Here is a 23,768-nt window from a genome sequence, read left to right on the forward strand (position 1 = left end):
GATTATCTAAGCGTTTGTTTAAGGAGAAACTATGCCAGCATATCGTTCAAGAACCAGTACTCACGGCCGTAACATGGCCGGCGCGCGTGCGTTATGGCGTGCTACCGGGATGAATACAGAAGACTTTGGTAAACCGATTATTGCGATTGCTAACTCATTTACTCAATTTGTGCCGGGCCATGTGCATCTAAAAGACCTGGGTCAGCTAGTAGCAGGTGTTATTGAACAGTCGGGTGGTGTGGCAAAAGAGTTTAATACGATTGCAGTCGATGATGGTATTGCCATGGGGCATGATGGCATGTTGTACTCTTTGCCGTCACGCGAGGTGATTGCTGATTCGGTTGAGTATATGGTCAATGCACACTGCGCCGATGCACTAGTATGTATTTCAAACTGTGACAAAATCACCCCCGGTATGTTGATGGCCGCGATGCGCTTAAATATTCCAACCATTTTTGTTTCCGGTGGTCCGATGGAGTCGGGCAAAACGGTGATAGGTGGTCAAACGATTAAGCTTGACTTGGTTGATGCGATGGTGATGGCTGCCGATGATAAGGTCACGGATGAAGAGGTTGAGTCTGTTGAGGTTTCTGCCTGTCCGACCTGTGGTTCTTGCTCGGGCATGTTTACTGCTAATTCGATGAACTGTCTTGCTGAAGCTTTGGGTATGGCTTTGCCTGGTAATGGGTCAGTACTAGCCACCCACGCTGATCGTAAGCATTTGTTTGAAGAAGCGGGTCGCCGTATTGTAGAAATCGCCAAAGAGTATTATGAGCAAGATAATGACAAGGTGCTGCCACGCTCAATTGCTACCTTTAGTGCATTTCAAAATGCCGTGGCATTAGATGTGGCAATGGGGGGGTCAACCAATACGGTGTTACACTTATTGGCTGTTGCACATGAGGCAGGCGTTGAATTTACGATGGCAGACATCGATGCGATGTCTCGTAAAGTACCATGTTTATCTAAAGTTGCTCCCAATTCAAAAATCTATCATATGGAAGACGTTCACCGCGCGGGCGGTATTATGCGCTTATTAGGCGAATTAGACCGCGGTGGCTTGCTAGATCCTGATACTTATACAGTGCATGCATCCACACTGGGTGCGGCACTAGAACTATGGGATATTCGCCGTAATCCGTCGGAAGCGGTGCAGAAGTTTTACATGGCGGCGCCGGGTAATGTTAGAACCACCCAGGCCTTTAGCCAAGATAAGCGTTGGAAAACACTTGATACAGATTATGAAAACGGCTGTATTCGCTCAGTTGAACATGCTTATACGCAAGACGGGGGGTTAGCCGTGTTATTTGGTAATATCGCACAAGATGGCTGTATTGTTAAAACGGCCGGTATTGATGAAAGTATGCTTGAGGTCGAACAGCTGCAATATACCACCAGTGTGCCAACCTCAACTATCCGTGTGTTTAGTGGTCCAGCGCGAATTTATGAAAGTCAAGATGCGGCGGTAGCGGCCATTTTGGGTGATGAGATTCAAAAAGGTGATGTGGTGTTAATTCGTTATGAAGGTCCAAAGGGTGGACCGGGTATGCAGGAAATGCTTTATCCCACCAGTTACCTTAAATCAAAAGGCTTAGGCAAATACTGTGCTTTGTTAACGGATGGGCGTTTTTCAGGTGGTACATCGGGGTTATCAATTGGTCACGCTTCACCAGAAGCCGCGGAGGGTGGCAATATTGGCTTGGTTGAAGAGGGTGACATTATTGAAATTGATATTCCAAACCGGTCAATTAACGTTAAGGTGAGTGACTATGAACTGTCGCAACGACGTCAAAAAATGTTAGCGAAAGGTGACAAGGCATGGAAGCCAGAGCACCCAAGAGAGCGTCGTGTTTCAGCCGCCTTACGTGCCTATGCTGCGATGACAACAAGTGCAGCGTTTGGTGCCGTTAGACGAGTAGAGCAAATCGAAAAATAGGAGTGACGTTATGTTTGTAGATCGACTTAGTCAAGCACAGCGTCAAGCCTTGCTTGACCTTGCCGTAATAACGGCAGGGATTGATAATGATGTTTCTGAAGAAGAAATGCAGTACCTAGAAGAGTTGTCAGTCAACTACGGCCTTAACTTGGATTTAGAAAATCATCGTACCAGTTCTATTGATGATTTGATTTCGGTGCTTGATAGCAAGCAGTCCAAGGTAATCGTGCTTCAGGAATTAATTAAGCTATCTTATAAAGATGGTCATTTTGGTCCAGAAGAGCAGCAAAAAGTGTTTCAGATTGCACAAAAGCTTGGCTTAAATGATCCAGAGCTACTGCTAGCTATTGAAAAGTGGGTTAGGCAGGGCTTTGATTGGTTGCATGAAGGTGAGCAGCTGCTCAACTAGTTTTAATATAGATTGACAATAAAAAACCCGGATTATCCGGGTTTTTTATTGTGTCAGAAAATTACTGACGATAGCTTGGTGCGTTAATTTCTAGACCGTTAGAAATATAAGCATGCCAGAACTCAAGGTTGCGATATTCTTCACCTTGAACTTCGTAGGCTGTGTGACGCATGTTTTTGTGACAGCCCTCATAGCGACGGTGTAAAGTGCCTAAACCATCGCCTGATGCACGTGCCCATTTACCACGCCATACTGGGAAGTGAGACACATGACCAAGCACCGGTGAAAGAATGTCAGAACGCGCTTGGCGTGACGCGTTGTATACGTGGCAACTTGCACAAGCAAGACCAAGCTGTCCGCGAGGTTCAACGAACTCACGTTCACCAGCAGCGAAGGCAGCAGCAGCACCAGGGGAATTAATTACCACGTTGATTTTTTGACCACGGGCTTCATAGCCTAAGTAAGCACCCATGTGAGCAATATCACCACGTTTCCAAGCAAAAGGCTTTAAACCAGCTTCGGTACGGCAGCGGTTGATATCACCTTCAAGTGTAACAACCTGCTGTAATTGTTCATTGAAGTAGGGGTAGCTTGGACGAATGTGTGCAACACCTTTGTCTGAACCTACCAAACAGCCCACATAAGCATTTAGGTCTTGATTAAAAAGTTCTTCACCGCGTTCTACAAAATCCATATACTGAGGAAATTCTTCTTCAGCTTGCCATTGCATTCTACGATCTTCGTCATAACCATAGATACCATGTATGTAATCTTCAAAGGGACGGTTAGGGTGTTTAGCTTGGAAATATTGAATCAAGTCCATACGACTTTTTTCAGCCACTGAGTTATGCTCAACTGCAATAGCTTGGCTTCCAAATGATGTGGCCATAGCTAATGCTATCGCACTTGAAAGTGTCTTCTTCATTTTGAATCCTCCACAAAAGAGCTTTAATTGTTTTTATGGTTATTATTTTGGACTAAGCTAAAAAAGCGGGGCTAGCCCCGCTTAATCTACGCATTAACGTAGGGTAAAGGTTTCAGTACCAGTTTCACCAGTATTATCAACTAGGTTGATAGTTACTTCGTCACCAGCATTAGCCGCAACGTTTACATGCATGTAGGGGTTTGTAGAGATGTTAGCTGACCATTGAGCGTCAACAACACGGTTACCGTTAACATTCACATCAACGTTGGTGATAAGTTTCATTGGGAATGGCTTACCAGTTGACTGGTCCATACGAGCGCCAGATTCCATTGGATGACGGATTAGTGATTTAATTTCAGCAACGCCACCACGGACTTGACCACGAGTTCTGATATTAATAGACATCGATTATTCCTTCTATATAAATTTTGTTAAAGTCGTTAATTAGCTAAGAGTAGGGTGGAATTAACCGCCGCAACCGCCGATAGTAACGCGAACTTCTTGTTCAGCTTTGAACAAGTTGCCGCCAGCTTTAACAACACCCATTACGTTCTGAGTGCTACCCATACGAATACGAGTTGAAACGAAGCCTTGAGCTGCACCTGAGAACTTGTATTCACAAACTAGTGGGTTAGGGTTAGCAGAAGCAATAATAACGATTGACTCAACACCGTTCATACCAGAAGCATCAACAGTGATAGGCGTTACTGCACCATTTTCAGCAATAGCTGGAGCGGTTAATTTAACGTCGTCTGAAGAAGCTGCGTTCGCAGAACCGAAAACACCTTTTAGGGCATCATCAACAGTTTTAGCTTCGAAAGCTTGCTTGTTCCAGCTAGCTAATACAGTAGCAGGTGTTAAAAGGCCAGCGCTTACTGCAACAGAAGCGGCACCAGTAGCTAAAGTAGCTTTCAAAAATGATCTACGTTTCATATTTAGTTTAACTCCTAGGTTAGATAAATTTTATAGTGTGTATAGGTAGTCAACGATGAGATTAATTTCATCATCAGACAATATACCATGACGACCGAATAATGGCATCATGCTGTATTTAACTTCGGTTTCTTTTACGCCCCATAACTTATCAAAAAGTTTTTGGCGATCTGGATAACGAAGCTGCATAGCAATAAGTGCAGGTCCAATATTACCTGGTGAAGTACCTTCTGGCATCATGTGACAGGCAAGACAGTTGCCTTGAGCACGGTTCCAAGCTAGTTCTTTACCTTGGGCAACACGCTGTTTCATTTCTTCTTCAGAAACTTCACTCGCTGATACTGCCATTGGCGATGCTAGCATTGCTGATACAGCAAGCGTACCTAAAACACGCTTTAATTTAGAATGACTCATTCTCTCCTCCTAAAGTGCCTCTATTCGACCCCCGTTTTTGTCTATTTTGGGGTTCTCTGACTGAGCTGCAAAATGAATATTCGCTCTTGGTTTATAAGCTTACGGAGTTGATGGTTAAAAGCAAGTGTTTTTAAAGTCTTTAGCTATAGTTTTATTTAATAGCTTTAAAGATAATTTCTATGCTTGTCGGCCTGTTTTGTAGCTTGTTGCGGTCGTTATTCGCGTATTTTTTCGTTTAAATTGTTGATTTTTAATAGTAAATCTCTTTCGTCTGTGTTTTCTTTGGCGCGCATTAATAGGTGTCTAGCTCGTCGCAAGTTTCCAATTTCTGTTTCTCTGAGAGCTTGGAAATAAAGTGCATGTGCTGTTTTTTGTTGCTGATTATAGAGTTCGCTTATTTTGTTAAATAGTTCAATTTTTGCATTGGTCTTTTTTGACTGCTCAATTAAGGTGTTTATGGCTAGATCAATGTTTTGCCGAGATATGTAATGATTGGCCAATGTAAATGCTAATGCATTATCCTGAGGATAGATGTTGCTGATTTTTATCAAGTTTGTTGGATTCTGCTCTAATTTATCTTGAGTATCAGCAAGGGCAATTTTTAATAATCGGTTATTCGGCAAAGTGTTGGTCGCTTCTGTTAAGCAGGTTAAAGAGTTTTGATTGGATAAGTATTGTTGGTAGCAGGTTAAAGCGAGTTGCTCATTAGAAGACAGTCCTCGTGTTTCAAGGCGGCTAGGATTTAATCTTGCCTGAATAAGTTTTAGATTAAGTCTTTGTTCTTCAGTTGAGCGAAGTTGTTCTGCTCTTGCTAGTGCTAATGCGGTTCGGCGTTCTGTAACAGGGTGGGTTAATAAAATTTCCGGTGGTCGATTAGTATGATTGTGCTGGCGATGCAGGTTGTCAAAAAAGCGTGCCAAGGCGCTGGGGTTGTATCCTGCCTTTGATAAAAGTTGAATGCCCATGCTGTCAGCTTCGTGTTCATGAATTCTTGAAAAACGCAGTTGGTTTTGAATAGCTAAGCTGCTGCCACCAATAAAGGTTGCAATGCCGGCAGAAGGGTCTTGTGTGCCAATTAAAATGGCTGCTAGCAGCGAGGCAAGGCTTGCCATATTGCCTTGTTCAAACTGTTCAAATCTTCGTGAAAGATGTTCCTGGGTGATGTGCGCAATTTCATGCGCGATAACGGATGCCAGTTCGTCTTCAGTTGCCGCTGCTAGGATTAATCCAGTGTTGATACCAATAATGCCATCAGGTCCAGCGAAGGCATTAATTTCAGGTCTGTTTATCACAAAAAAACGGTAGTTCCTGCCGTCAGCTGTGTGACTGATAAGGCGCTGCCCAATTTGCCTGATGTATTCAACAACAAATGGATCTGTGGTCATGTCATATTCAGTGTGCAATGCAGTGAGAAATGCACGTCCAAGATCGATCTCCATGTTGCGATCGTAGAGTACCAGGCCTGGTGAGCCCAGATCTGGTAAGGATTGTGCGGGGGAGTGGGCTTTACTTCCGCTAGATAGGCAAAATAATAGAATAAAGCAGCTGATGAGTGATTTTTGCATGGGTTTTCATTTAAAAAATTTAACTATCCGCTATTATAGAGGTATTACATAAGGAATCTGTTATGCATAAAGTGAATTTAATTGGACTAAAGTGCCCCATGCCGCTTATTAAGTTCAAAAAGTTCCTCGCAGAGAACCCAGATCTATTAGATTTGGAGGTGCATGTTGATGACCCTGGTGCCATCAAAGATTTCCCGGTTTTTTGCAAAAGACTGGGTTTTAGTTTTGAGGTGGCAGCAATAGAGCCTCACATCATCATTAAAATTAACAAGTGAATTTAGTTCATCTATAAAAAATTAAAGTTAAGTGGATAGTTTGTTATGTATAAAAAATTAACCAAAGCCATTATTCCAGTGGCTGGTTTGGGCACCCGATTTTTGCCAGCAACTAAGGCGATACCGAAAGAAATGTTAACGGTAGTCGACAAGCCTCTTATTCAATATATTGTGCATGAAGCCGCTGAGGCGGGTATTACGGATGTCATATTGGTAACCCATTCGAGTAAAAATGCTATAGAAAACCATTTTGATACCCATTATGAGCTTGAAGCTAAATTGCTTGAGTCAGCGAAGCATGATCGAATAGAAACAATAGGCAAAATCACCCCACCTGGTATTAACCTAATCAGTGTGCGTCAGCCAGAGGCTTTGGGATTAGGTCATGCTATTTTGTGCGCCAGTCACATTATTGCGCAGGATGAGCCTTTTGCAGTTTTGTTACCGGATGTGTTGATGTATCACCCTAAAAAGGGTTGCTTGGCTCAAATGGCCGAAAATTACGAACGTGTTCATACCAGTGTGATCGCATTGGAACAGGTGCCTGATGATCAAGTTCACAAGTATGGTATTGCAGGGGTTCAGGATCCGGATTTACGCATCAATCAATTGATCGAAAAGCCGAAGCTTGGCGAGGCACCTTCCAACTTGTCGGTAGTCGGTCGTTATATTTTCACACCGCGGCTGATGCAGTTGTTAAAAACAACTAAGCCGGGGGTTGCGGGTGAAATTCAATTAACTGATGCTATGGCCAGCCTGTTAAACGAAGAAGTGATGTTCGGTTATGAGTTTAAGGGTGGCAAAAGTTATGATTGTGGTGATAAACAAGGATTCTTGCAGGCTAATGTTGAGTATGCCCTTCGTGACCCAGTCTTAGGTAAGCAGTTCCAGGCCTATCTCAAGCAGTTGGATGTTGCCAGTTTTAAATAACCTTCTATCAAGCCTATACAAACCCTGGAGGGATAATATGGCGGTTAATCAATCACCAGCATGGCAAAAATTATCAGATTTGGCCAAATCCGGTATAGCGGATAAGCATATGCAGTCATGGTTCTCAGAAGATCCAGCTAGAGCGGATCGTTATGCCATTGAGCTTGATGAGATTTTTTTAGATTACTCAAAAAATCGAATTGATGATAAGGTTTTAGCTGGGCTTTTAGATCTTGCTAATCAACAAGATCTAAGCAATTGGATTATGCGATTGGTAACGGGTGAAATTGTTAACGATACGGAACAGAGGCCAGCCTTGCACTCTGCGTTAAGAGCGGTAACGGGAAGTGGTGTGACCGGGTATGCTGCTGAAGTGCAATTAGATGTTGAGTCGCAATTTACCAAGATGGCTCAAATCGTCAATAAAATTCGGGCTGGACATTGGCGCGGATATAGCGGCAAGCCAATTACCGATGTAGTGAATATTGGTGTAGGTGGTTCTGATTTAGGTCCCTTGATGGTGACGCATGCGCTGCAAGTGCAGCAATCGCCGGTTAGATTGCATTTTATTTCGTCAATTGATGGTACGCAGACCTCGAATCTGCTCACTACCCTAAATCAAGAAACGACCCTGTTCGTTTTAGCCTCTAAGTCGTTTACCACGATTGATACGCTCTCCAATGCCGAAACAGCCAAGGATTGGTTGGAAGAACGTATTGAGCGATCTCAAACCTTAATGGCGCAACATTTTATTGGCGTATCAACTCGGCCAGACAAAATGTCTGAGTGGGGCATTCCAACAGAAAATCAATTGTTGTTTTGGGATTGGGTCGGTGGACGTTACTCTATGTGGTCAGCGATTGGGTTTCCGATTGCACTGAAAGTTGGCATGAAGGGTTTCTTTCAGATGCTAGAAGGCGCTAATCTCATGGACGAACATTTTGCCACGGCCCCTTTGGCACAAAATATTCCAGTGATTATGGGCTTAGTCGATGTGTGGAATATTAATTTTCTCGATATCCATGCTAAAGCGATCTTACCTTATGACGCCCGTTTAAAATATCTGCCCTCTTATTTTGAACAGCTTGTAATGGAAAGTAATGGTAAGTCTGTCAATCGTGCAGGCGAAAAAGTGAGCTATAAGACGTGCCCTATTCTATGGGGTGAAGTAGGGCCAAATGCCCAGCATGCCTTTTATCAGTTGCTACACCAGGGCACGCAAGCGGTGATGAGTGACTTTATTGTACCGGTGGAACGGGACGATTTTGAGCAGCATTCCGGTGCTGAAAAAGATGCCTCGCTTCATAAACAGCACCATTTAGCCTTAGCAAATTGTTTTGCACAGTCGCGGGTGTTGATGTTGGGTGACGCGGCCATTCCTGCGAGCCTGAAGGCTAGTTATGATAGTCCATTTAAACACTATGCGGGTAATCAGCCGTCTAATACCATTATGCTGAAAACCTTGTCTGCTAAAACGCTGGGTATGTTGGTCGCACTTTATGAGCACAAAACATTTGTTGAGTCGGTAATTTGGGAGATAAACCCTTTTGACCAATGGGGTGTTGAGCTAGGTAAGCTCATTGCAAAAGAGACTTATGCATGTTTGGCTGAAGGTGTGTCGGTTGACAGCTTTGATGCCTCCACTCAAGCCTTAATGAAGCGAGTAAAGTAATATGAAAGTATCAGTGTATGGATGTGAGTTAACAGGCCTGGTTACGGCGGGCGCATTAGCACAGGTGGGTAACCAGGTGATGGCGCTACCGGTTGGGTTTGTTAAAGTAGCTGATTTAGAAGCAGGTGTGTTGCCACGAGAAGAACCAGGCCTGGCAAATTTGCTGGCGCAACAACAGCTTGAGCAGCGTTTAAGTTTTGAAACGGATTGGGAAAAAGGCTTGGCGCATGCGGAGGTGTTGATTATTGCGACACCTTCGTGGCGAATGGATAGGGCCGAAGCAATTATCGATTTAATTGGTAAAAAAGTTAGAAAAAATCTGGTTGTTGTGAATCAAAGCACCTTCCCGGTGGGTACGGCGGACCGGTTTGAAGCCAAGCTTAAATTGGCTTTAGCTGAACGTGGCGAGATTTTTAATGTGTCGGTGGTTGCGATGCCAGACTTTTTAAGTGAGGGCTCCGCGATTGATAATTTTACGCGACCAGATCGGATCGTATTGGGTTCTGCCAGTGAGTCTTCTATTAGGTTGATGCGCGACTTATTAAGACCATTTAACCGCGTGACGGATCAAATTAAAGTGATGACTACACGTGCAGCGGAATATACCAAATATGCTGTCAATGCATTATTGGCTACACGGATCAGTCTAGTGAATGAATTGGCTAATAATGCTGAACATTTCAATATTGATTTTGAAGAAGTGCGCCAAGGCTTAGGGGCGGATCACCGTATTGGATTTAATTATTTGTATCCTGGTTGTGGTTTCGGTGGGCCGAGTTTTGCCGCAGATGTGCGTTCGCTAGTCGGTAATTTGCAAACCATGGGGTATGATGCAGATCTACTTAAAACAGTCCTGTCAAATAATGAAACTCAAAAAGAGGTGTTGTTTCGTAAGGCTTGGCGTTTTTTTGATAACGATTTGCGTGGCATTAAAATTGGTGTCTGGGGCCTATCCTTTAAACCCAATACCGCGACTGTAGAAAATGCGCCCAGTGTTAAAGCGATTGAAGCATTTTGTGCACAAGGTGCGCAGGTTAAAGCCTATGACCCTAAAGCCATGCATGATTTTTCTTTGCATTGGCATGGCGCAGAAAGTGTAGAACTTGTTGATAATATGTATGATGCGTTAGATGGTGTCGATGCGTTGGTGATTATGACGGAATGGAAAATATTCTGGAGTCCGGATTACGCTAGAATGAAACAGTTGATGCGTCGTCCGATTATTTTTGATGGTCGCAATATATTTGACCCTCAAACTATCTCAGCCCAGGGTTTTAGGTATTTTGGTGTTGGACGGGGTGAGGAAATTTAAGGAACGCTATGCAGGAACCTACTCAAAAAAGCACCTCGGAGCGAGGTATTTACTGGTTACCCAATTTGATGACAACTTTGGCTTTATTTGCGGGGTTCTATGCCATTATTGCGGGGATGAATGGCCAGTTTATGCATGGTGCCATTGCGTTGTTTGTAGCGATGGTCTTTGATGGTTTGGATGGACGTATTGCACGTATGACTAATTCATCAAGTGCATTTGGTGCCGAATATGATAGCCTGTCGGATATGGTATCTTTTGGGGTCGCGCCGGCCTTACTAATTTACCAATGGGCATTATATGATTTTGGTAAATTGGGCTGGATCGCCGCTTTTGTGTTTGTTGCTGGTGCCGCCTTGCGACTTGCGCGCTTTAATACTCAGGTGGGTGTGGCAGATAAACGCTATTTTCAGGGTTTAGCCAGTCCTGCCGCGGCAGCGCTTATTGCAGGCTTGATTTGGATGATTGAAGCCAATGATTTGAGTTTTGAAGGCTTAGCTTGGTTCGCATTACTGTTGACCTTTGCGGGTGGTGTTTTGATGGTGAGTAATGTGCGTTATAGCAGTTTCAAAGAATTGAACCTTAAAGACAAAGTGCCGTTTGTGACACTACTCGCTATCGTCACCTTATTTGTTATTATTACCATTAAACCGTCTGTTTTTTTATTTGGTTTGGCTTTACTCTATGCGGTATCAGGTCCTGTTATGACACTTGTGACGATTCGTAAAACACGTGAGGGCCGTAAGCGTACTAAATCAGATGGCGAGTAAATGAAAGCCCTAAAGAATTATTATTGATCAATAGATTTAAAATTTAAAACACTATAAATTCAGAGACGATGATGAAAGACCATTTAATTATTTTTGATACCACCTTGCGTGATGGCGAGCAAAGCCCAGGCGCTTCCATGACTAAAGAAGAAAAAGTGCGTATAGCTAAACAATTGGAAAAAATGCGGGTAGATGTTATTGAAGCCGGTTTTCCAGCCGCAAGTGAAGGTGACTTTGATTCGGTGCAGGCGGTCGCTAAGGTAATTAAGGATAGTACAGTTTGTGGTCTTGCCCGCGCCGTTGAGCATGATATTGTTAAAGCAGGTCTGGCTATTGCGCCGGCAAACTCTGGGCGTATCCACACCTTCATTGCAACCTCGCCGATCCATATGGAAATGAAGTTGCGTATGACACCTGATCAGGTTGTTGAGCGTGCGGTATGGGCGGTAAAGCGTGCCCGAGACTTTACTGATAATGTTGAGTTTTCTCCAGAAGATGCGGGGCGTTCTGAGCTAGATTTTTTATGCCGGGTGATTGAAGCGGCCATTGATGCCGGTGCGACAACCATTAATATACCTGACACGGTAGGCTATAACGTCCCGGAACAATTTGGCTATTTGTTTAAACAGTTGTTAGAGCGTATTCCTAATGCTGACAAAGCGGTTTTTTCAGCACACTGTCATAATGATTTGGGTTTGGCGGTAGCAAACTCACTTGCTGCGGTCACCCATGGTGCGCGTCAAGTAGAGTGCACCATTAATGGTTTGGGTGAGCGTGCTGGTAATACGGCTCTAGAAGAATTAGTAATGGCGGTTAGAACTCGCCAAGACTATTTCGCGGTAGATACACGTATTCATACCCCTGAAATTTTGACAGCGTCTCGTTTAGTATCTAATATCACTGGATTCAGTGTACAGCCCAATAAGGCCATTGTTGGCGCGAATGCCTTTGCTCATGAATCGGGTATTCATCAAGATGGTGTACTCAAGCATCGCGAAACCTATGAAATTATGCGCGCGGAAGATGTGGGTTGGAGTACCAATAAAATGGTGTTGGGCAAGCACTCAGGTCGCAATGCCTTTAAAACACGCCTGCAAGAGTTAGGAATCGAGTTTGAAACCGAGCAACAACTAAACGATGCTTTTGTTAGGTTTAAAGAATTAGCTGATCGAAAGCATGAAATTTATGACGAAGATTTGCAGGCCTTGGTAACCGATGCCAACATTGAACGTGTTGAAAATGAGTCGATTAGACTCGTCGCGTTGAAAGTAGCTGCAGAGATGGGTGAGCAGCCTAGTGCCACTGTTACACTATCTTTGGAAGGTCAGGAGTTGACAGCGAGTGCGGTAGGTAGTGGTGTGGTTGATGCTACTTTTAAAGCTATTGAGCAAATTGTTAACTCTCAAACGAGTCTGGAGCTTTACTCGGTTAGTAACGTGACGAATGGCACCGACTCTTTGGGCGAAACATCGGTACGTTTAGAAAAGGGTGGGCGAATTGTGAATGGTCAAGGTTCAGATACTGATATCGTTACGGCGTCAGCAAAAGCCTACATTAACGCATTGAATAAGTTTTCAGATGCGGCAATTAAGGCGCATCCTCAGCGTCAAGAAACCGTTTAATATAAAAGGTGATCCTTGTCGGCGATTGAGTTTTCTGACCATCATGCAATGTGGCGCGAACTGGGGGTTACCCTATGGTCGCCGCTTGTTTCTAATCCGCTAAATTTATCTTCTGAGACGCATGTGAATCCACTTGAAACATCCGCACCCATTATCAAACAGCCGGTTGTTTTGTTAGCAGATTATGTTAATGATGCAGCAGGCTTGGTAGATTTACATGACTTAGATGTGGCCGGTGTCAATAAGCTGTGGCAGGATATCGTTCAGGTTCATTTTTTTGGATCTTCTTTGACAGTAATCGGTTTGAAGGCCTTCCAGGATTATGATGGTTGTTATGAGTTAGTTGATCGTTTTATTGAATGGGATGTTGAGGTGTTATTGCTGTTTGGTCAACATGAGCTGATGGCAGAGGTTCTCAGTGAGGGACTAGAGGTAGTTCATTTGCCAAGTTTGCAAGATTTGCGAGACAGCCCTCCGGCAAGACAGCGATGCTATGAGACACTGGTTACACTGAACTTACTTGCTTAAACTATGTCACCCTACGTCGCCTATTTGGATTTGACCGAGCCGGTTGAATTACCTGACAATACAACGCTTAGGTTAATGAATTCAGCTGATTTACCTGCCGTTGTTGCGCTTGAGCAGCAGAATGCGTTGACTCCATGGAGCTTACGCTCATTTGAGTTGTCGTTAAATACTAAGCAGGCCAACTGGGTTGTTTATTTTGAAGCCACATTGGTTGGGTTTATTTGCGCCAATATTATTGTAGATGAACTGCATATTCTTAATCTAAGTGTCGCGCAAGAATACCGAGGTCAAGGTTTGGCAACCGCTTTAATCATGCAGCTTTGTCGGGCGGTTAAAGATGTGCCTATTCGGGTGATTTATTTAGAAGTGCGTCAGTCAAACAAAGTAGCACAGAAACTCTATCGCAAGTTGGGCTTTAGTTTAGATGGGGTTAGAAAGGGCTATTACCAAGGAGAGCGAGGCATCCGTGAAGATGCCTTGTTAATGTCGCGAGATTTTTAGCGTTTTAATTCGGTGCGAATATGTTGGCTTACGCCTATTGCTAGATGTTTAAATAGTTTTGGATTACCCGCCAATACATTGCCTGATGCGAGTTGGTTGTCCCCGCCCGCAAAATCGCTGCAACGGCCACCCGCTTCTTGAACTAGCAAAATGCCGGCAGCAATATCCCAAGGTTTTAAGTTGAACTCCCAATAGCCGTCTACACGTCCGCAGGCAACATATGCAAGATCGAGTGCAGCGCTTCCTGCACGTCGAATGCCCGCTGTTTCAGTCATGAAGAATTTTAAGGTAGCCAAATAGTCGTCAATATAGTCAAACTGGTAATAGGGAAAGCCGGTGGCTAACAGGGCGTCTTGCAGATTTTTCTGCTCAGTGACCCTGATGCGACGATTGTTTAACTTGGCGCCTTGCCCCTTAGATGCGCTGAACATTTCATCGCGCATTGGATCATATACAACACCATGCTGTAATTTACCTTTTTCAGTTACCGCAATCGATACACTAAAATGTGGGAACTGGTGAAGATAGTTGGTCGTGCCATCAAGCGGGTCAATAATCCATTGAATTGGAGAGTCAGCTTGGTTGTGCCCGGTCTCTTCGCCTAGGATAGCATGGTCGGGGTAATATTTTTTTATGGTTTTAATGATGGTTCGTTCGGCGAGTTGATCGACTTGCGTGACGTAGTTATTGCGATCTTTTTCAGTGATTTCAAGGCGATCGATATCTTGGGCGTATTTCATTATGATCTCGCCGGCTTCTCGCGCGGCAATCATGGCAACATTTAAAATCGGGTGCATAGCTAGTGAGAATCCAAATTGTAAAAGAGAGATCGAGGGTAACGCTTGGTGTGTGCCAAGTGTTAAACTGTAATATCCAATTATAAACTATTTAGCAGGTAATTATGCAGGATCAGTTTGCGCCGCTTAGTGCTATTCGAATTGTATTAGTCGCCACTTCCCATCCAGGCAATATCGGTGCTGTCGCACGCGCGATGAAAAATATGGGCTTAAGTGACCTGGTATTGGTCAATCCACATCAGTTTCCATCCTATGAGGCGTCGGCGCGTGCTTCTGGCGCGGCCGATATTCTAGATCAAGCGCGAGTGGTTACTCAGCTGGCTGATGCGTTGAGTGATTGTCATCAAGTTATCGGCGCGAGCGCGCGACTGCGTAAAGTGTCCTGGCCACAACTGTCTTCTCGTGAAGTAGGTGAATATGCGGTTAAGGAAGTCGCGAAGGGGCGTGTTGCACTGGTGTTTGGGCGAGAGGATTCCGGTTTAACTAATGAAGAGTTAGATCAGTGTCATATACTAGGGCATATTGCCTCTAACCCTGAATATAGTTCATTAAATTTAGCGGCTGCGGTTCAGGTCTTTGCTTATGAGTGCCGAATGGCTTGTAATCCGCTGGTACCAGATGGCTTAGGCTACCGTTTTGATGCTGCGACTCATGCTCAGATGGAAGGTTTTTATAGCCATCTTGAGCAGGCATTAACGGATATTGAATACCTTGATCCAGCTAAGCATGAGCGTTTTATGCGTCGGATGCGACGATTGTTTAATCGTGCTAAATTAGACGCTAAAGAAGTAACCATTTTGCGGGGAATTCTAACTGCCGCAGTTAGAAGTGCCCCAAAAAGCTAGGAGCCAGCATGTTTAAATTAGTGCGCGAAGATGTGCTGTGTGTGTTTAGTCGCGACCCTGCTGCTCGTAACCTTTGGGATGTCTTGACAACTTATCCGGGGGTTCATGCCATCATTTGGTATCGTGCGGCTAATTGGTTGTGGCGTAAAGGTTTGAAATGGTTAGCGCGTTGGCTAGCGACTATTGCAAGGTGGTTTACTGGCGTTGAGATTCATCCTGCCGCTACGATCGGACGACGTGTATTTATTGATCATGGCATGGGCGTGGTGATTGGTGAAACGGCTGAGATTGGTGATGATTGCACCTTATATCATGGTGTTACGCTTGGCGGTACCTCTTGGAAAGAGGGCAAGCGGCATCCAACACTGGGTGCGCGTGTGGTTGTGGGTGCAGGAGCAAAAATTCTGGGCCTCATTCAGGTGGGGGATGATGCGCGAATAGGGTCTAATGCGGTGGTGGTGAAAGATGTTCCTAGCGCCAAAACAGTGGTAGGCATCCCTGGTCGTATTGTTAAGAAAAAGTCCGATACCGAGCATAAGCGGGCTAAAATGGCCGAAAAAATTGGATTTGATGCCTATGGAATTACCGCAAATGGCGATGATCCAATTGAAAAGGCAATTTATAGTTTGCTTGATCATATTCAAGCGCAAGATGAGAAAATCGCTTTTTTATCTCGTCAAGTACAAAAACTGGGTGGGGAAGCGGTGGATCTTGCGATGCCTGACCTTGCTGGTGCGGTGCTTGAACCAGATGACCCTGAACAAGCTATTCATCTGAAACATAAGAATCAAATAGTTGAGTAGAAAGCTAGGTTATTATACCATTATGTATAATTTGTAATACTGAAGGTCTGGCATGAAACTCACTTCGAAAGGGCGTTACGCAGTTACCGCTATGATTGATATAGCACTTTATCAAGATGATGGTGCGGTGACGCTTGCGATGATTTCAGAGCGTCAGGCAATTTCTTTGTCCTATTTGGAGCAGCTGTTCGCTAAGTTGAAGAAAGCGGATTTAGTGGTTTCAGCTAGAGGTCCGGGTGGGGGGTATCGTCTTAGTCGAGCAGCGTCGGACATCACCATTCGTCAGGTTATTGATGCGGTGGATGAAGAAATCGATGTGAGACGCTGTGGTGGTAAGTCAAATTGTCACAAGGGTCAACAGTGTTTATCTCACCATCTTTGGGAAGACTTGAGTGAAATGATTGGGGGTTTTCTTGCTGAAGTGACCCTGCAGTCTTTGTTTGATCAACATCACGCCTCTAAACAGTTTCAAATAGCCGTTAACTCAATAAATTAGGAGCGATTTATGGCGGTAAGTTTAACACCCGCAGCAGCACAGCGCGTAAAAACCATGATCGATAAGCGTGGACAAGGGATCGGCTTAAGGGTCGGTGTAAAAAAAAGTGGCTGCACAGGTTTTGCCTATGTCGTTGATTATGTTGATGAGCCCAATGTTGATGATCACATTTTTGTCAACCACGGCGTAGATGTTTATGTTGATCCCAAGAGTTTGTCAGCTATCGATGGCATGGAAATTGATTATGTTAGAGAAAGCTTGCTAAACGAAGGATTTGAGTTTCGAAATCCCAACGTCAAAGACGAGTGTGGTTGTGGTGAGTCATTCAGTGTTTAGTCGTAAATGATGGATTAAACCCGAGTCTTGGCTATAAAAAAGACTAAAAACTTGTTAATATAGAACACATTTTTTGTATTTTAGGTAGTCAAGATGGAGCAAACACTTTCAATTATCAAGCCCGATGCGGTCCAAAAGCACTTAATTGGTGAGATTGTTGGACGATTTGAGCAATCTGGCTTGTATCCCGTTCAAATAAAAATGATCACTTTTAGTGTTGCGCAAGCAGAAGCGTTTTACGCTGAACATCTGGGTCGTGAATTTTATCAACCTCTTATTGACTTTATGACTTCGGGCCCATCAGTGGTGATGGTTCTTGAGGGTAATGATGCGATCAAGCGTAATCGTCAGTTGATGGGCGTCACGAATCCAGATTTGGCGGAGCCAGGCACGATCAGAGCCGATTATGCTGAATCAACACGTTTAAACTGCGTTCATGGGTCTGATAGCGCTGCAAGCGCTGAGCGTGAAATTCAGTTCTTTTTTGCTAAACACTAGGTCTTCATACATGTCTGTAGAAATCGTATCGACGACTCCTTCAGAGTCAATATCAAAAGTGGATCTTTTGGGATTAGATTATGATGCGCTGGTTGTTTTCTTTGAATCTATCGGAGAAAAATCGTTTCGTGCCAAACAGGTCATGAAGTGGATTCATCAATTGGGTGTGAGTGATTTTGACTTAATGACCAATATCAGTAAGCCGCTACGTGAGAAGTTGAAGCAACATGCTTGGATTCGCAGTCCTAAAATTGTGACCGAGCAATTATCTGATGATGGCACGATTAAGTGGTTGATTGAGGTCGATCAGCAAAATTGTATTGAAACAGTGTTTATTCCTGAAGCAGATCGCGGCACTCTATGTATCTCATCACAAGTAGGATGCGCATTAGATTGTTCTTTTTGCGCAACAGCGCAACAGGGATTTAATCGTAATCTTGAGAATTGGGAAATTATTGCGCAAATGTGGGTGGCAAACAAAGCTTTAGGAGCCAACCCAAAAGCAGAGCGGAAAATCAGCAATGTGGTGTTTATGGGTATGGGCGAACCTTTGCTCAATGTGACCCATGTTTTCCCGGTGGCCAAACTGTTAATGGATGATAATGCTTATGGTTTGTCAAAGCGCAGGGTGACTATTAGTACCGCTGGTGTTGTGCCGGCAATTGATAAATTAAAAGATGAAGTTGATGTGAGTTTGGCTATTTCGCTGCATGCCCCGAATAATGCTTTACGAGACCAGTTAGTTCCAATCAATAAAAAGTATCCTCTTGAAGTGCTGATGCCGGCATTGCATCGTTATGTGGCTGACGGGCATGCTAAAAAGCATATTACAGTAGAATATGTAATGCTTGACCAAGTCAATGATGAGGAAGAGCATGCGCACCAATTAGTTGAATTGCTGGGTAACCTGATCTGTAAGGTTAATTTAATTCCCTTTAATCCTTTTCCTAACACTCCCTATTTGCGGTCGTCCAATAATCGGGTGCATCGCTTTCAACGCGTTTTGCATGAAGCCGGCATAAATTGCACGATTCGAAAAACGCGGGGAGATGATATTGATGCAGCCTGTGGTCAATTAGCGGGTAAGGTCAAGGATAGGACTAAGCGGACTTTGCATCGAGTTAACTTTGAATCTAAGGTAGTTTAGTGAATCATAAAGGTGAGCCAAGCATGACTGTTGAACACTCACAAGAACCAGGCCTGGCCTTGGGAGAGGCGCTTGAGCAAGCAAGGTTACAGCAGGATTTAACTCAGGAAGCGATGGCCGACATCATGAAGCTTAGTCTTGATAAAATTAACGAGATGGAGTCTTATGTCGATTTGTCATCCTTGTCACCTTTTGATAGGGGGTATGTGCGCAATTATGCGAGTAAGGTCGAGCTTGATCTTGAACCGTTTGAACTGAACGCGCAAGAGTTGAAAAAAATTGCTGCAGAGCTTCAGCCAATTTCAAAAGAAGATTGGTCTAAACCATTTTTCCCATGGTTGAGGGTGTCAATTGGTCTACTGGTCATCACATTGTTCAGTGCCGCGCTGGCAATATATTTTATTTAGTGAATCTAACACTCAGAGTATTTCATCGATATGGCAACTAAACTGACTGCAGTCCGTGGCATGAATGATTATGTGCAAGACAATGCTGCGATATTGCAATTTTTAATTCAGACAGCAGAACGGACGCTTAGCCAATATGGCTATCAACCTATTTATCTTCCTGTTGTAGAAAAGACGGCGTTATTTAGCCGTGCGATTGGTGAAGTGACCGATATCGTCGAAAAAGAAATGTATACCTTCGACGACCGAAATGGGGACAGCTTGAGTTTGCGTCCCGAGGGGACAGCTGGGTGCGTCCGGGCGATGATTGAAAATGGGTTGTTATACAATCAGACTCAAAAGATTTACTATTACGGTCCGATGTTTCGCCATGAGCGTCCGCAAAAAGGACGTTATCGTCAGTTTCATCAATTTGGCGTGGAAGTATTTGGTTTTTCGGCCGCAGAAGTAGATGCCGAGTTAATTGCTATTACCGCAAGGCTTTGGGAGGCTTTGGGTTTTGATGATTTTGAATTACAACTCAACTCACTAGGGAGTGCGCAAGCGCGGGCTGAGTATAAAACAATCTTAACGGATTATTTTAAACAGCATCTTGACCAGCTAGATGAAGACAGTTTGAGACGTTTAGACCGTAACCCTTTGCGGATTCTAGATAGTAAAAATCCGGCGATGGCTGAATTGATTCAACAAGCACCTAAGCTTGCAGACCATTTAGATGCAGAGTCTCGTGATCACTTTAACCAGCTTTGCGCTCTTCTTGATGGCCTAGGTATTGACTATACGCTCAATAGCAATCTTGTAAGAGGGTTGGATTATTACAATCAAACAGTGTTTGAGTGGACCACCAGCAAATTGGGTGCGCAGGCGACAGTCTGTGCCGGCGGTCGTTATGATGGCTTGGTGAGCCAAATTGGGGGGCAAGCTACACCTGCCGTTGGCTTTGCGATGGGCTTAGAGCGTTTAATGGTGTTGTTAGCCGAATCTGGCTTTAAGCCCAAAGCTACTGCAGATATATATATGATTGTGGCCCACGATGCAGCGATTCCGGCAGCAAGTTTGTTATGCGAAAGCATACGAGATCATTTTCCAGAACTGCGCGTTGTGCTGCACAGCGGGGGGGGGAGTATTAAGAGCCAATTCAAAAAGGCCGACAAATCAGGTGCGCGCTTCGCACTCGTGCTGGGTGAGGATGAACTCGCTACTCAAAGCTTGCAGCTTAAAGCACTTAGGGAAGATGTCGCACAAGAAACCCTCAGTTGGGATCAGTTAATCACCCATTTAAGTACAAGGATTAAATAAGTTATGAGTCGCCATGATAGTGAACAAGAGCAACTTGCACAATTAAAAGCTTGGTGGGATAAGTGGGGCACTTGGTTGTTAAGTGCTGTGCTAATTGTCGTATTAAGTTTTTCTGGGTGGCGTTATTGGCAAGCTAGTCAATTAAGCAAAGCGACAACCGCGTCTATGACCTTTGATATGCTGGAGGTGAGTCAGCAGACCGGCCAATTCGGTGAAGTAACTCGTGAAGCGCGACGCTTAATGCAAGATTTTCCTCGAAGTCCTTATGCTGCTGCCGCGGCAATGATGTTAGCCAGTTACTACATTGAACAGGGTGAGTTTGACGAGGCGCAGGACGCTTTAGAATGGGTTATAGCTGCTCGAGTTGATAATGCATTTATGGAAGCAGCCGCTTTGCGTTTAGTTAGATTACATATTAATGCGCAACGTTATGAGTTAGCACAACAAGCACTAGAGCAGATTGCCACTGCGCTATTGCCAGCGCCATCGCGAGCCCAGTATGATTATCATCAAGGACTTATCAATATGCACCAGGGTGATGCAGAGCAAGCAAAAGCAGCGTTTGAAAGGGTATTGGCTAATCCAAGTGCTACAGCTGACTTGCGCAATATTGCACGCTTATACAAGGATGATTTAGCGCTGTGAATAAACTGAAATATCTTGGCTTGATCGCCTTTCTAACTTCGATCATAGGCTGCTCAGGAACGCCAAATACACAGCCTGAGCCTGGACCGCTTATGCTTGGTGTGGCAAATGCCCCTGTGTCACTTAATTGGCGCTTAAATCTTGATTTAGTGTCACAGGCAGATGGGCGAGGCTTAGCGATTAACTTGGCCGACCAGGATCGCGCCTATGTGGCGGCAAGTTCTGGTCTGTTAACGGCTATAACACGTGTACCACAAGCGCGTTTTAGTGATCAGGTATTGTGGCAGACCCGTTTTGATGCGCCTTTGATTGCGGGGCCGGCTCTTGACGCCACGGGCTTGTATGTTGGCACTGCCAAAGGCAGCTTAATGCACATTCATGCCGAAACAGGTCGAATAATATGGCAGACACAGCTGAATAGTGAAGTTGTAGCGGTTCCAGCGCTGACACAGAATAGGGTATTGGTCCGCACTAATGATGGCCGTGTTATTGCTCTAGATAAACTCAATGGCGATGTTATCTGGGTAGCCAGTGCGCAAATGCCTAATTTGTTTTTGCGTGGAGCCGCTCCGGTATTGGTAGTAGGGAATCAAGTTTTTGTCGGTCGTGAAAACGGTTTTGTTGAGGCCTTATCGCTTACCAATGGCGAAACGATCTGGCAAGCTAGGTTGGCGATACCGACGGGGCGAACTGATTTAGAGCGTATGGTTGATATCCAAGCACAGCTTGTTTATGACCAGGGGCGCTTATTTGCGCTGGCTTATAATGGTCGAATGGCGGCTATAAATGCCCAAACGGGTAACTTTATCTGGACACGGCCACTTTCTGGCGCCAAAGATTTTACTTTTCAGGATAACCGATTATTCATCGCAGGAAATGATCAGATTGTACGCGCAATTGATGCCAGCTCCGGTACTGAAATTTGGAACCAAGCAGGTCTGGTAGGGCGTATGCCTGGTAGTATTCATCAGGTTAGTCTGAGCGATGACAGTTCGGCGCTATTACTATTAGATGGATTCGGTTATATGCATTGGTTAAGTCAGGTCGATGGTCGTGTTCTAGCACGTTTCGCTCATGTAGACCATCTGGATCGTGGCCGTCAGTTACTTGTTGTTGCTGTAGAAGATAACGCTTATCTTGTCCTGGATCGTAATGGCCAACTCATCAGTTATGATCTTAATTTGGCAGAATTTCAACTTATAAACGAGCAAACAGATACACATGAGTAAACCCATTATCGCTTTGGTTGGGCGACCGAATGTCGGAAAATCAACCCTGTTTAATCGTTTAACTAAAACCCGCGATGCTATCGTTGCGGACTTTCCAGGTTTAACGCGTGACCGTCAGTATGGCACAGGCAAAGTCGGCAGTAGTGAATATATTGTTGTCGATACAGGCGGTTTGAGTGGCGAAGATCTTGGTGTTGATAGTTTGATGGCCGGGCAGGTACAGCAGGCCATTGCAGAATCTCACGGTATATTTTTTCTAGTCGATGGCCGGGCGGGGATTACCCCCGCGGATGAGGCTATTGCGAACTATATTCGAGGTTTTGGTAAGCCCGTTCAGGTATTAGTGAATAAGACCGAAGGATGTAATTTAGCGGTCTTGACTGCTGAGTTTTATGCGTTGGGACTCGGTGAGCCAATTGGTATCTCTTCAGCACACGGTGATAATGTGGCTGAAGCAGTAGATGAACTGATCGAACGGATGCCTGAAACTGAGGAGCAACAGTCTTTTGACCTTGATGAGCATCCAGGTATTCGTGTTGCTGTTATTGGTCGCCCTAATGTTGGCAAATCGACCTTAATTAATCGTATGCTGGGTGAAGATCGAGTGGTGGCATTTGACATGCCAGGTACTACGCGCGACAGTATTTATGTGCCCTTTGAGCGAGATGGTCAAGCCTATACCTTGATTGATACCGCCGGGGTGCGTCGGCGTAAAAAAGTATCGGAAAAAATTGAAAAGTTTTCAGTGCTTAAAGCTATCGAAGCCATGCAAGATGCGCATGTTGTCGTCATGTTGATGGACGGCTCTGAAGGCATCACCGACCAGGATTTAACTCTGTTGGGATTGGCGATTGAATCAGGTCGTGGCTTAGTGCTCGCTGTCAATAAGTGGGATGGTCTTGACAGCGATCAGCGAGCTAAGATCAAGCATGAATTAGATCTTAGATTACAGTTTATTAGTTATGCAAAAACTCATTTAATTTCCGCATTGCATGGCAGTGGTGTAGGCGATTTGTTTAGTAGTATAAAGAAGGTCTATCGTGCTGCTACACAAAAGGTTTCAACTGCAGATCTAAACCGGGTTTTAGAGCAGGCGATACTCGATCACCAACCCCCTTTAGTAGGTGGTCGCAGACTGAAAATGCGCTATGCTCATTTGGGTGGTTTAAATCCGCCTCGCGTCATTATTCATGGTAATAAACTTGATAAAACGCCTGCCCCATACAAACGCTATCTTGAAAATGTGTTTAGAAAAGCATTTAAGTGGGAAGGTACGCCTGTGATGATTGAGTTTAAAGTGGGTGAAAACCCCTTTGATACGGAGCGGAGTGAGTTAACCCAGCGACAACTACATCGAAAAAAACATTTAGCTAGTTATCGAGAATCTAAAAAAACAAGACAGCAACCTCGCCAACGTTAGCACTAGTAAGGTGCTCCGTTAAAACGACTCAAAGCATCTCTACAACCTAAGTTA

27 protein-coding genes are annotated in these 23,768 nt (G+C 44.4%); 21 read left to right on the plus strand and 6 right to left on the minus strand.

The features are described 5' to 3' along the window. Nucleotides 1–31 precede the first annotated feature (31 nt). A complete protein-coding gene (gene ilvD, locus THIAE_RS01235; protein WP_006459509.1) occupies nucleotides 32–1,936 on the plus strand; it encodes a dihydroxy-acid dehydratase in 1,905 nt (634 codons plus the stop codon). Nucleotides 1,937–1,946: 10 nt separating this feature from the next. Continuing rightward, entirely contained in the window at nucleotides 1,947–2,345 is a 399-nt protein-coding gene (locus THIAE_RS01240; RefSeq protein ID WP_006459508.1) for a tellurite resistance TerB family protein, read from the plus strand. A 61-nt stretch (nucleotides 2,346–2,406) separates the two neighbouring features. Here the strand turns inward: THIAE_RS01240 and soxA are convergent, their stop codons facing one another. From soxA to THIAE_RS01265, 5 genes are all read right to left on the minus strand, one after another. Continuing rightward, nucleotides 2,407–3,270 carry a sulfur oxidation c-type cytochrome SoxA gene (gene soxA, locus THIAE_RS01245; protein WP_006459507.1) on the minus strand — a complete coding sequence of 288 codons (864 nt, stop codon included), beginning with the start codon at nucleotides 3,268–3,270 and terminating at the stop codon, nucleotides 2,407–2,409. Between the two features lie 93 nt (nucleotides 3,271–3,363). Then, entirely contained in the window at nucleotides 3,364–3,675 is a 312-nt protein-coding gene (gene soxZ / locus THIAE_RS01250; protein WP_006459506.1) for a thiosulfate oxidation carrier complex protein SoxZ, read from the minus strand. Between the two features lie 60 nt (nucleotides 3,676–3,735). Next, nucleotides 3,736–4,203, minus strand: a complete 468-nt coding sequence (soxY, locus tag THIAE_RS01255) for a thiosulfate oxidation carrier protein SoxY (RefSeq protein ID WP_006459505.1) — start codon at nucleotides 4,201–4,203, stop codon at nucleotides 3,736–3,738. A 30-nt stretch (nucleotides 4,204–4,233) separates the two neighbouring features. After that, nucleotides 4,234–4,617: a sulfur oxidation c-type cytochrome SoxX gene (gene soxX, locus THIAE_RS01260; protein WP_006459504.1), complete on the minus strand. Its 384-nt coding sequence runs from the start codon at nucleotides 4,615–4,617 to the stop codon at nucleotides 4,234–4,236. A 215-nt stretch (nucleotides 4,618–4,832) separates the two neighbouring features. Then, a complete protein-coding gene (locus THIAE_RS01265) occupies nucleotides 4,833–6,182 on the minus strand; it encodes a M48 family metalloprotease (RefSeq protein WP_006459503.1) in 1,350 nt (449 codons plus the stop codon). Between the two features lie 62 nt (nucleotides 6,183–6,244). On the opposite strand from THIAE_RS01265, the gene THIAE_RS01270 reads away from it, so the two are divergent. From THIAE_RS01270 to rimI, 8 genes are all read left to right on the plus strand, one after another. Beyond that, complete coding sequence (locus tag THIAE_RS01270; protein ID WP_006459502.1) at nucleotides 6,245–6,457, plus strand: sulfurtransferase TusA family protein; 213 nt, start codon at nucleotides 6,245–6,247, stop codon at nucleotides 6,455–6,457. 45 nt (nucleotides 6,458–6,502) lie between these two features. After that, nucleotides 6,503–7,387, plus strand: a complete 885-nt coding sequence (gene galU / locus THIAE_RS01275; protein WP_006459501.1) for a UTP--glucose-1-phosphate uridylyltransferase GalU — start codon at nucleotides 6,503–6,505, stop codon at nucleotides 7,385–7,387. 37 nt (nucleotides 7,388–7,424) lie between these two features. Next, nucleotides 7,425–9,059 carry a glucose-6-phosphate isomerase gene (gene pgi, locus THIAE_RS01280; protein WP_006459500.1) on the plus strand — a complete coding sequence of 545 codons (1,635 nt, stop codon included), beginning with the start codon at nucleotides 7,425–7,427 and terminating at the stop codon, nucleotides 9,057–9,059. 1 nt (nucleotide 9,060) lies between these two features. Continuing rightward, nucleotides 9,061–10,371, plus strand: a complete 1,311-nt coding sequence (locus THIAE_RS01285) for a UDP-glucose dehydrogenase family protein (RefSeq protein WP_006459499.1) — start codon at nucleotides 9,061–9,063, stop codon at nucleotides 10,369–10,371. 8 nt (nucleotides 10,372–10,379) lie between these two features. Then, a complete protein-coding gene (gene pssA / locus THIAE_RS01290; RefSeq protein ID WP_006459498.1) occupies nucleotides 10,380–11,141 on the plus strand; it encodes a CDP-diacylglycerol--serine O-phosphatidyltransferase in 762 nt (253 codons plus the stop codon). Nucleotides 11,142–11,212: 71 nt separating this feature from the next. Then, on the plus strand, nucleotides 11,213–12,763 hold the full coding sequence (locus THIAE_RS01295) for a 2-isopropylmalate synthase (RefSeq protein WP_006459497.1): 1,551 nt from the start codon (nucleotides 11,213–11,215) through the stop codon (nucleotides 12,761–12,763). 15 nt (nucleotides 12,764–12,778) lie between these two features. Next, nucleotides 12,779–13,291, plus strand: coding sequence for a hypothetical protein (locus THIAE_RS01300; protein WP_006459496.1), 513 nt, complete (start codon nucleotides 12,779–12,781; stop codon nucleotides 13,289–13,291). A gap of 3 nt (nucleotides 13,292–13,294) precedes the next feature. Then, nucleotides 13,295–13,792: a ribosomal protein S18-alanine N-acetyltransferase gene (gene rimI / locus THIAE_RS01305; RefSeq protein ID WP_006459495.1), complete on the plus strand. Its 498-nt coding sequence runs from the start codon at nucleotides 13,295–13,297 to the stop codon at nucleotides 13,790–13,792. On the opposite strand, the gene THIAE_RS01310 is transcribed toward rimI, so the two are convergent. Next, nucleotides 13,789–14,589: an inositol monophosphatase family protein gene (locus THIAE_RS01310; RefSeq protein ID WP_006459494.1), complete on the minus strand. Its 801-nt coding sequence runs from the start codon at nucleotides 14,587–14,589 to the stop codon at nucleotides 13,789–13,791. The genes rimI and THIAE_RS01310 overlap by 4 nt on opposite strands. Nucleotides 14,590–14,693: 104 nt before the next feature. Here THIAE_RS01310 and THIAE_RS01315 point away from each other — a divergent pair, with 104 nt between their 5' ends. The 11 genes from THIAE_RS01315 to der all read left to right on the plus strand — a co-directional run bounded on the left by THIAE_RS01315 (nucleotide 14,694) and on the right by der (nucleotide 23,714). After that, nucleotides 14,694–15,434, plus strand: coding sequence for an RNA methyltransferase (locus THIAE_RS01315; RefSeq protein ID WP_006459493.1), 741 nt, complete (start codon nucleotides 14,694–14,696; stop codon nucleotides 15,432–15,434). Between the two features lie 8 nt (nucleotides 15,435–15,442). After that, nucleotides 15,443–16,237 carry a serine O-acetyltransferase gene (cysE, locus tag THIAE_RS01320; RefSeq protein ID WP_006459492.1) on the plus strand — a complete coding sequence of 265 codons (795 nt, stop codon included), beginning with the start codon at nucleotides 15,443–15,445 and terminating at the stop codon, nucleotides 16,235–16,237. Nucleotides 16,238–16,289: 52 nt separating this feature from the next. Next, nucleotides 16,290–16,733: an Rrf2 family transcriptional regulator gene (locus THIAE_RS01325; protein ID WP_006459491.1), complete on the plus strand. Its 444-nt coding sequence runs from the start codon at nucleotides 16,290–16,292 to the stop codon at nucleotides 16,731–16,733. A gap of 9 nt (nucleotides 16,734–16,742) precedes the next feature. Next, the gene (locus tag THIAE_RS01330) at nucleotides 16,743–17,069 is read left to right on the plus strand and encodes a HesB/IscA family protein (RefSeq protein ID WP_006459490.1); all 327 of its coding nucleotides are present in this window, start codon (nucleotides 16,743–16,745) and stop codon (nucleotides 17,067–17,069) included. Between the two features lie 93 nt (nucleotides 17,070–17,162). Beyond that, entirely contained in the window at nucleotides 17,163–17,567 is a 405-nt protein-coding gene (gene ndk, locus THIAE_RS01335; RefSeq protein WP_006459489.1) for a nucleoside-diphosphate kinase, read from the plus strand. Nucleotides 17,568–17,577: 10 nt separating this feature from the next. Continuing rightward, nucleotides 17,578–18,714, plus strand: a complete 1,137-nt coding sequence (locus THIAE_RS01340) for a bifunctional tRNA (adenosine(37)-C2)-methyltransferase TrmG/ribosomal RNA large subunit methyltransferase RlmN (protein ID WP_006459488.1) — start codon at nucleotides 17,578–17,580, stop codon at nucleotides 18,712–18,714. A gap of 23 nt (nucleotides 18,715–18,737) precedes the next feature. Then, the gene (locus THIAE_RS01345; RefSeq protein ID WP_006459487.1) at nucleotides 18,738–19,121 is read left to right on the plus strand and encodes a helix-turn-helix domain-containing protein; all 384 of its coding nucleotides are present in this window, start codon (nucleotides 18,738–18,740) and stop codon (nucleotides 19,119–19,121) included. A 30-nt stretch (nucleotides 19,122–19,151) separates the two neighbouring features. Further along, nucleotides 19,152–20,420, plus strand: a complete 1,269-nt coding sequence (gene hisS / locus THIAE_RS01350) for a histidine--tRNA ligase (RefSeq protein WP_006459486.1) — start codon at nucleotides 19,152–19,154, stop codon at nucleotides 20,418–20,420. A 3-nt stretch (nucleotides 20,421–20,423) separates the two neighbouring features. Beyond that, nucleotides 20,424–21,065, plus strand: a complete 642-nt coding sequence (locus THIAE_RS01355) for a YfgM family protein (RefSeq protein ID WP_006459485.1) — start codon at nucleotides 20,424–20,426, stop codon at nucleotides 21,063–21,065. Next, entirely contained in the window at nucleotides 21,062–22,294 is a 1,233-nt protein-coding gene (gene bamB / locus THIAE_RS01360; RefSeq protein ID WP_025299252.1) for an outer membrane protein assembly factor BamB, read from the plus strand. Before THIAE_RS01355 ends, bamB begins: the two co-directional genes overlap by 4 nt. Continuing rightward, nucleotides 22,287–23,714 carry a ribosome biogenesis GTPase Der gene (gene der, locus THIAE_RS01365; RefSeq protein ID WP_006459483.1) on the plus strand — a complete coding sequence of 476 codons (1,428 nt, stop codon included), beginning with the start codon at nucleotides 22,287–22,289 and terminating at the stop codon, nucleotides 23,712–23,714. The genes bamB and der overlap by 8 nt, the downstream gene beginning before the upstream one ends. The last annotated feature ends 54 nt before the right edge of the window (nucleotides 23,715–23,768 follow it).

Source organism: Thiomicrospira aerophila AL3 (genome assembly GCF_000227665.2).
GTDB classification, from domain to species: domain Bacteria; phylum Pseudomonadota; class Gammaproteobacteria; order Thiomicrospirales; family Thiomicrospiraceae; genus Thiomicrospira; species Thiomicrospira aerophila.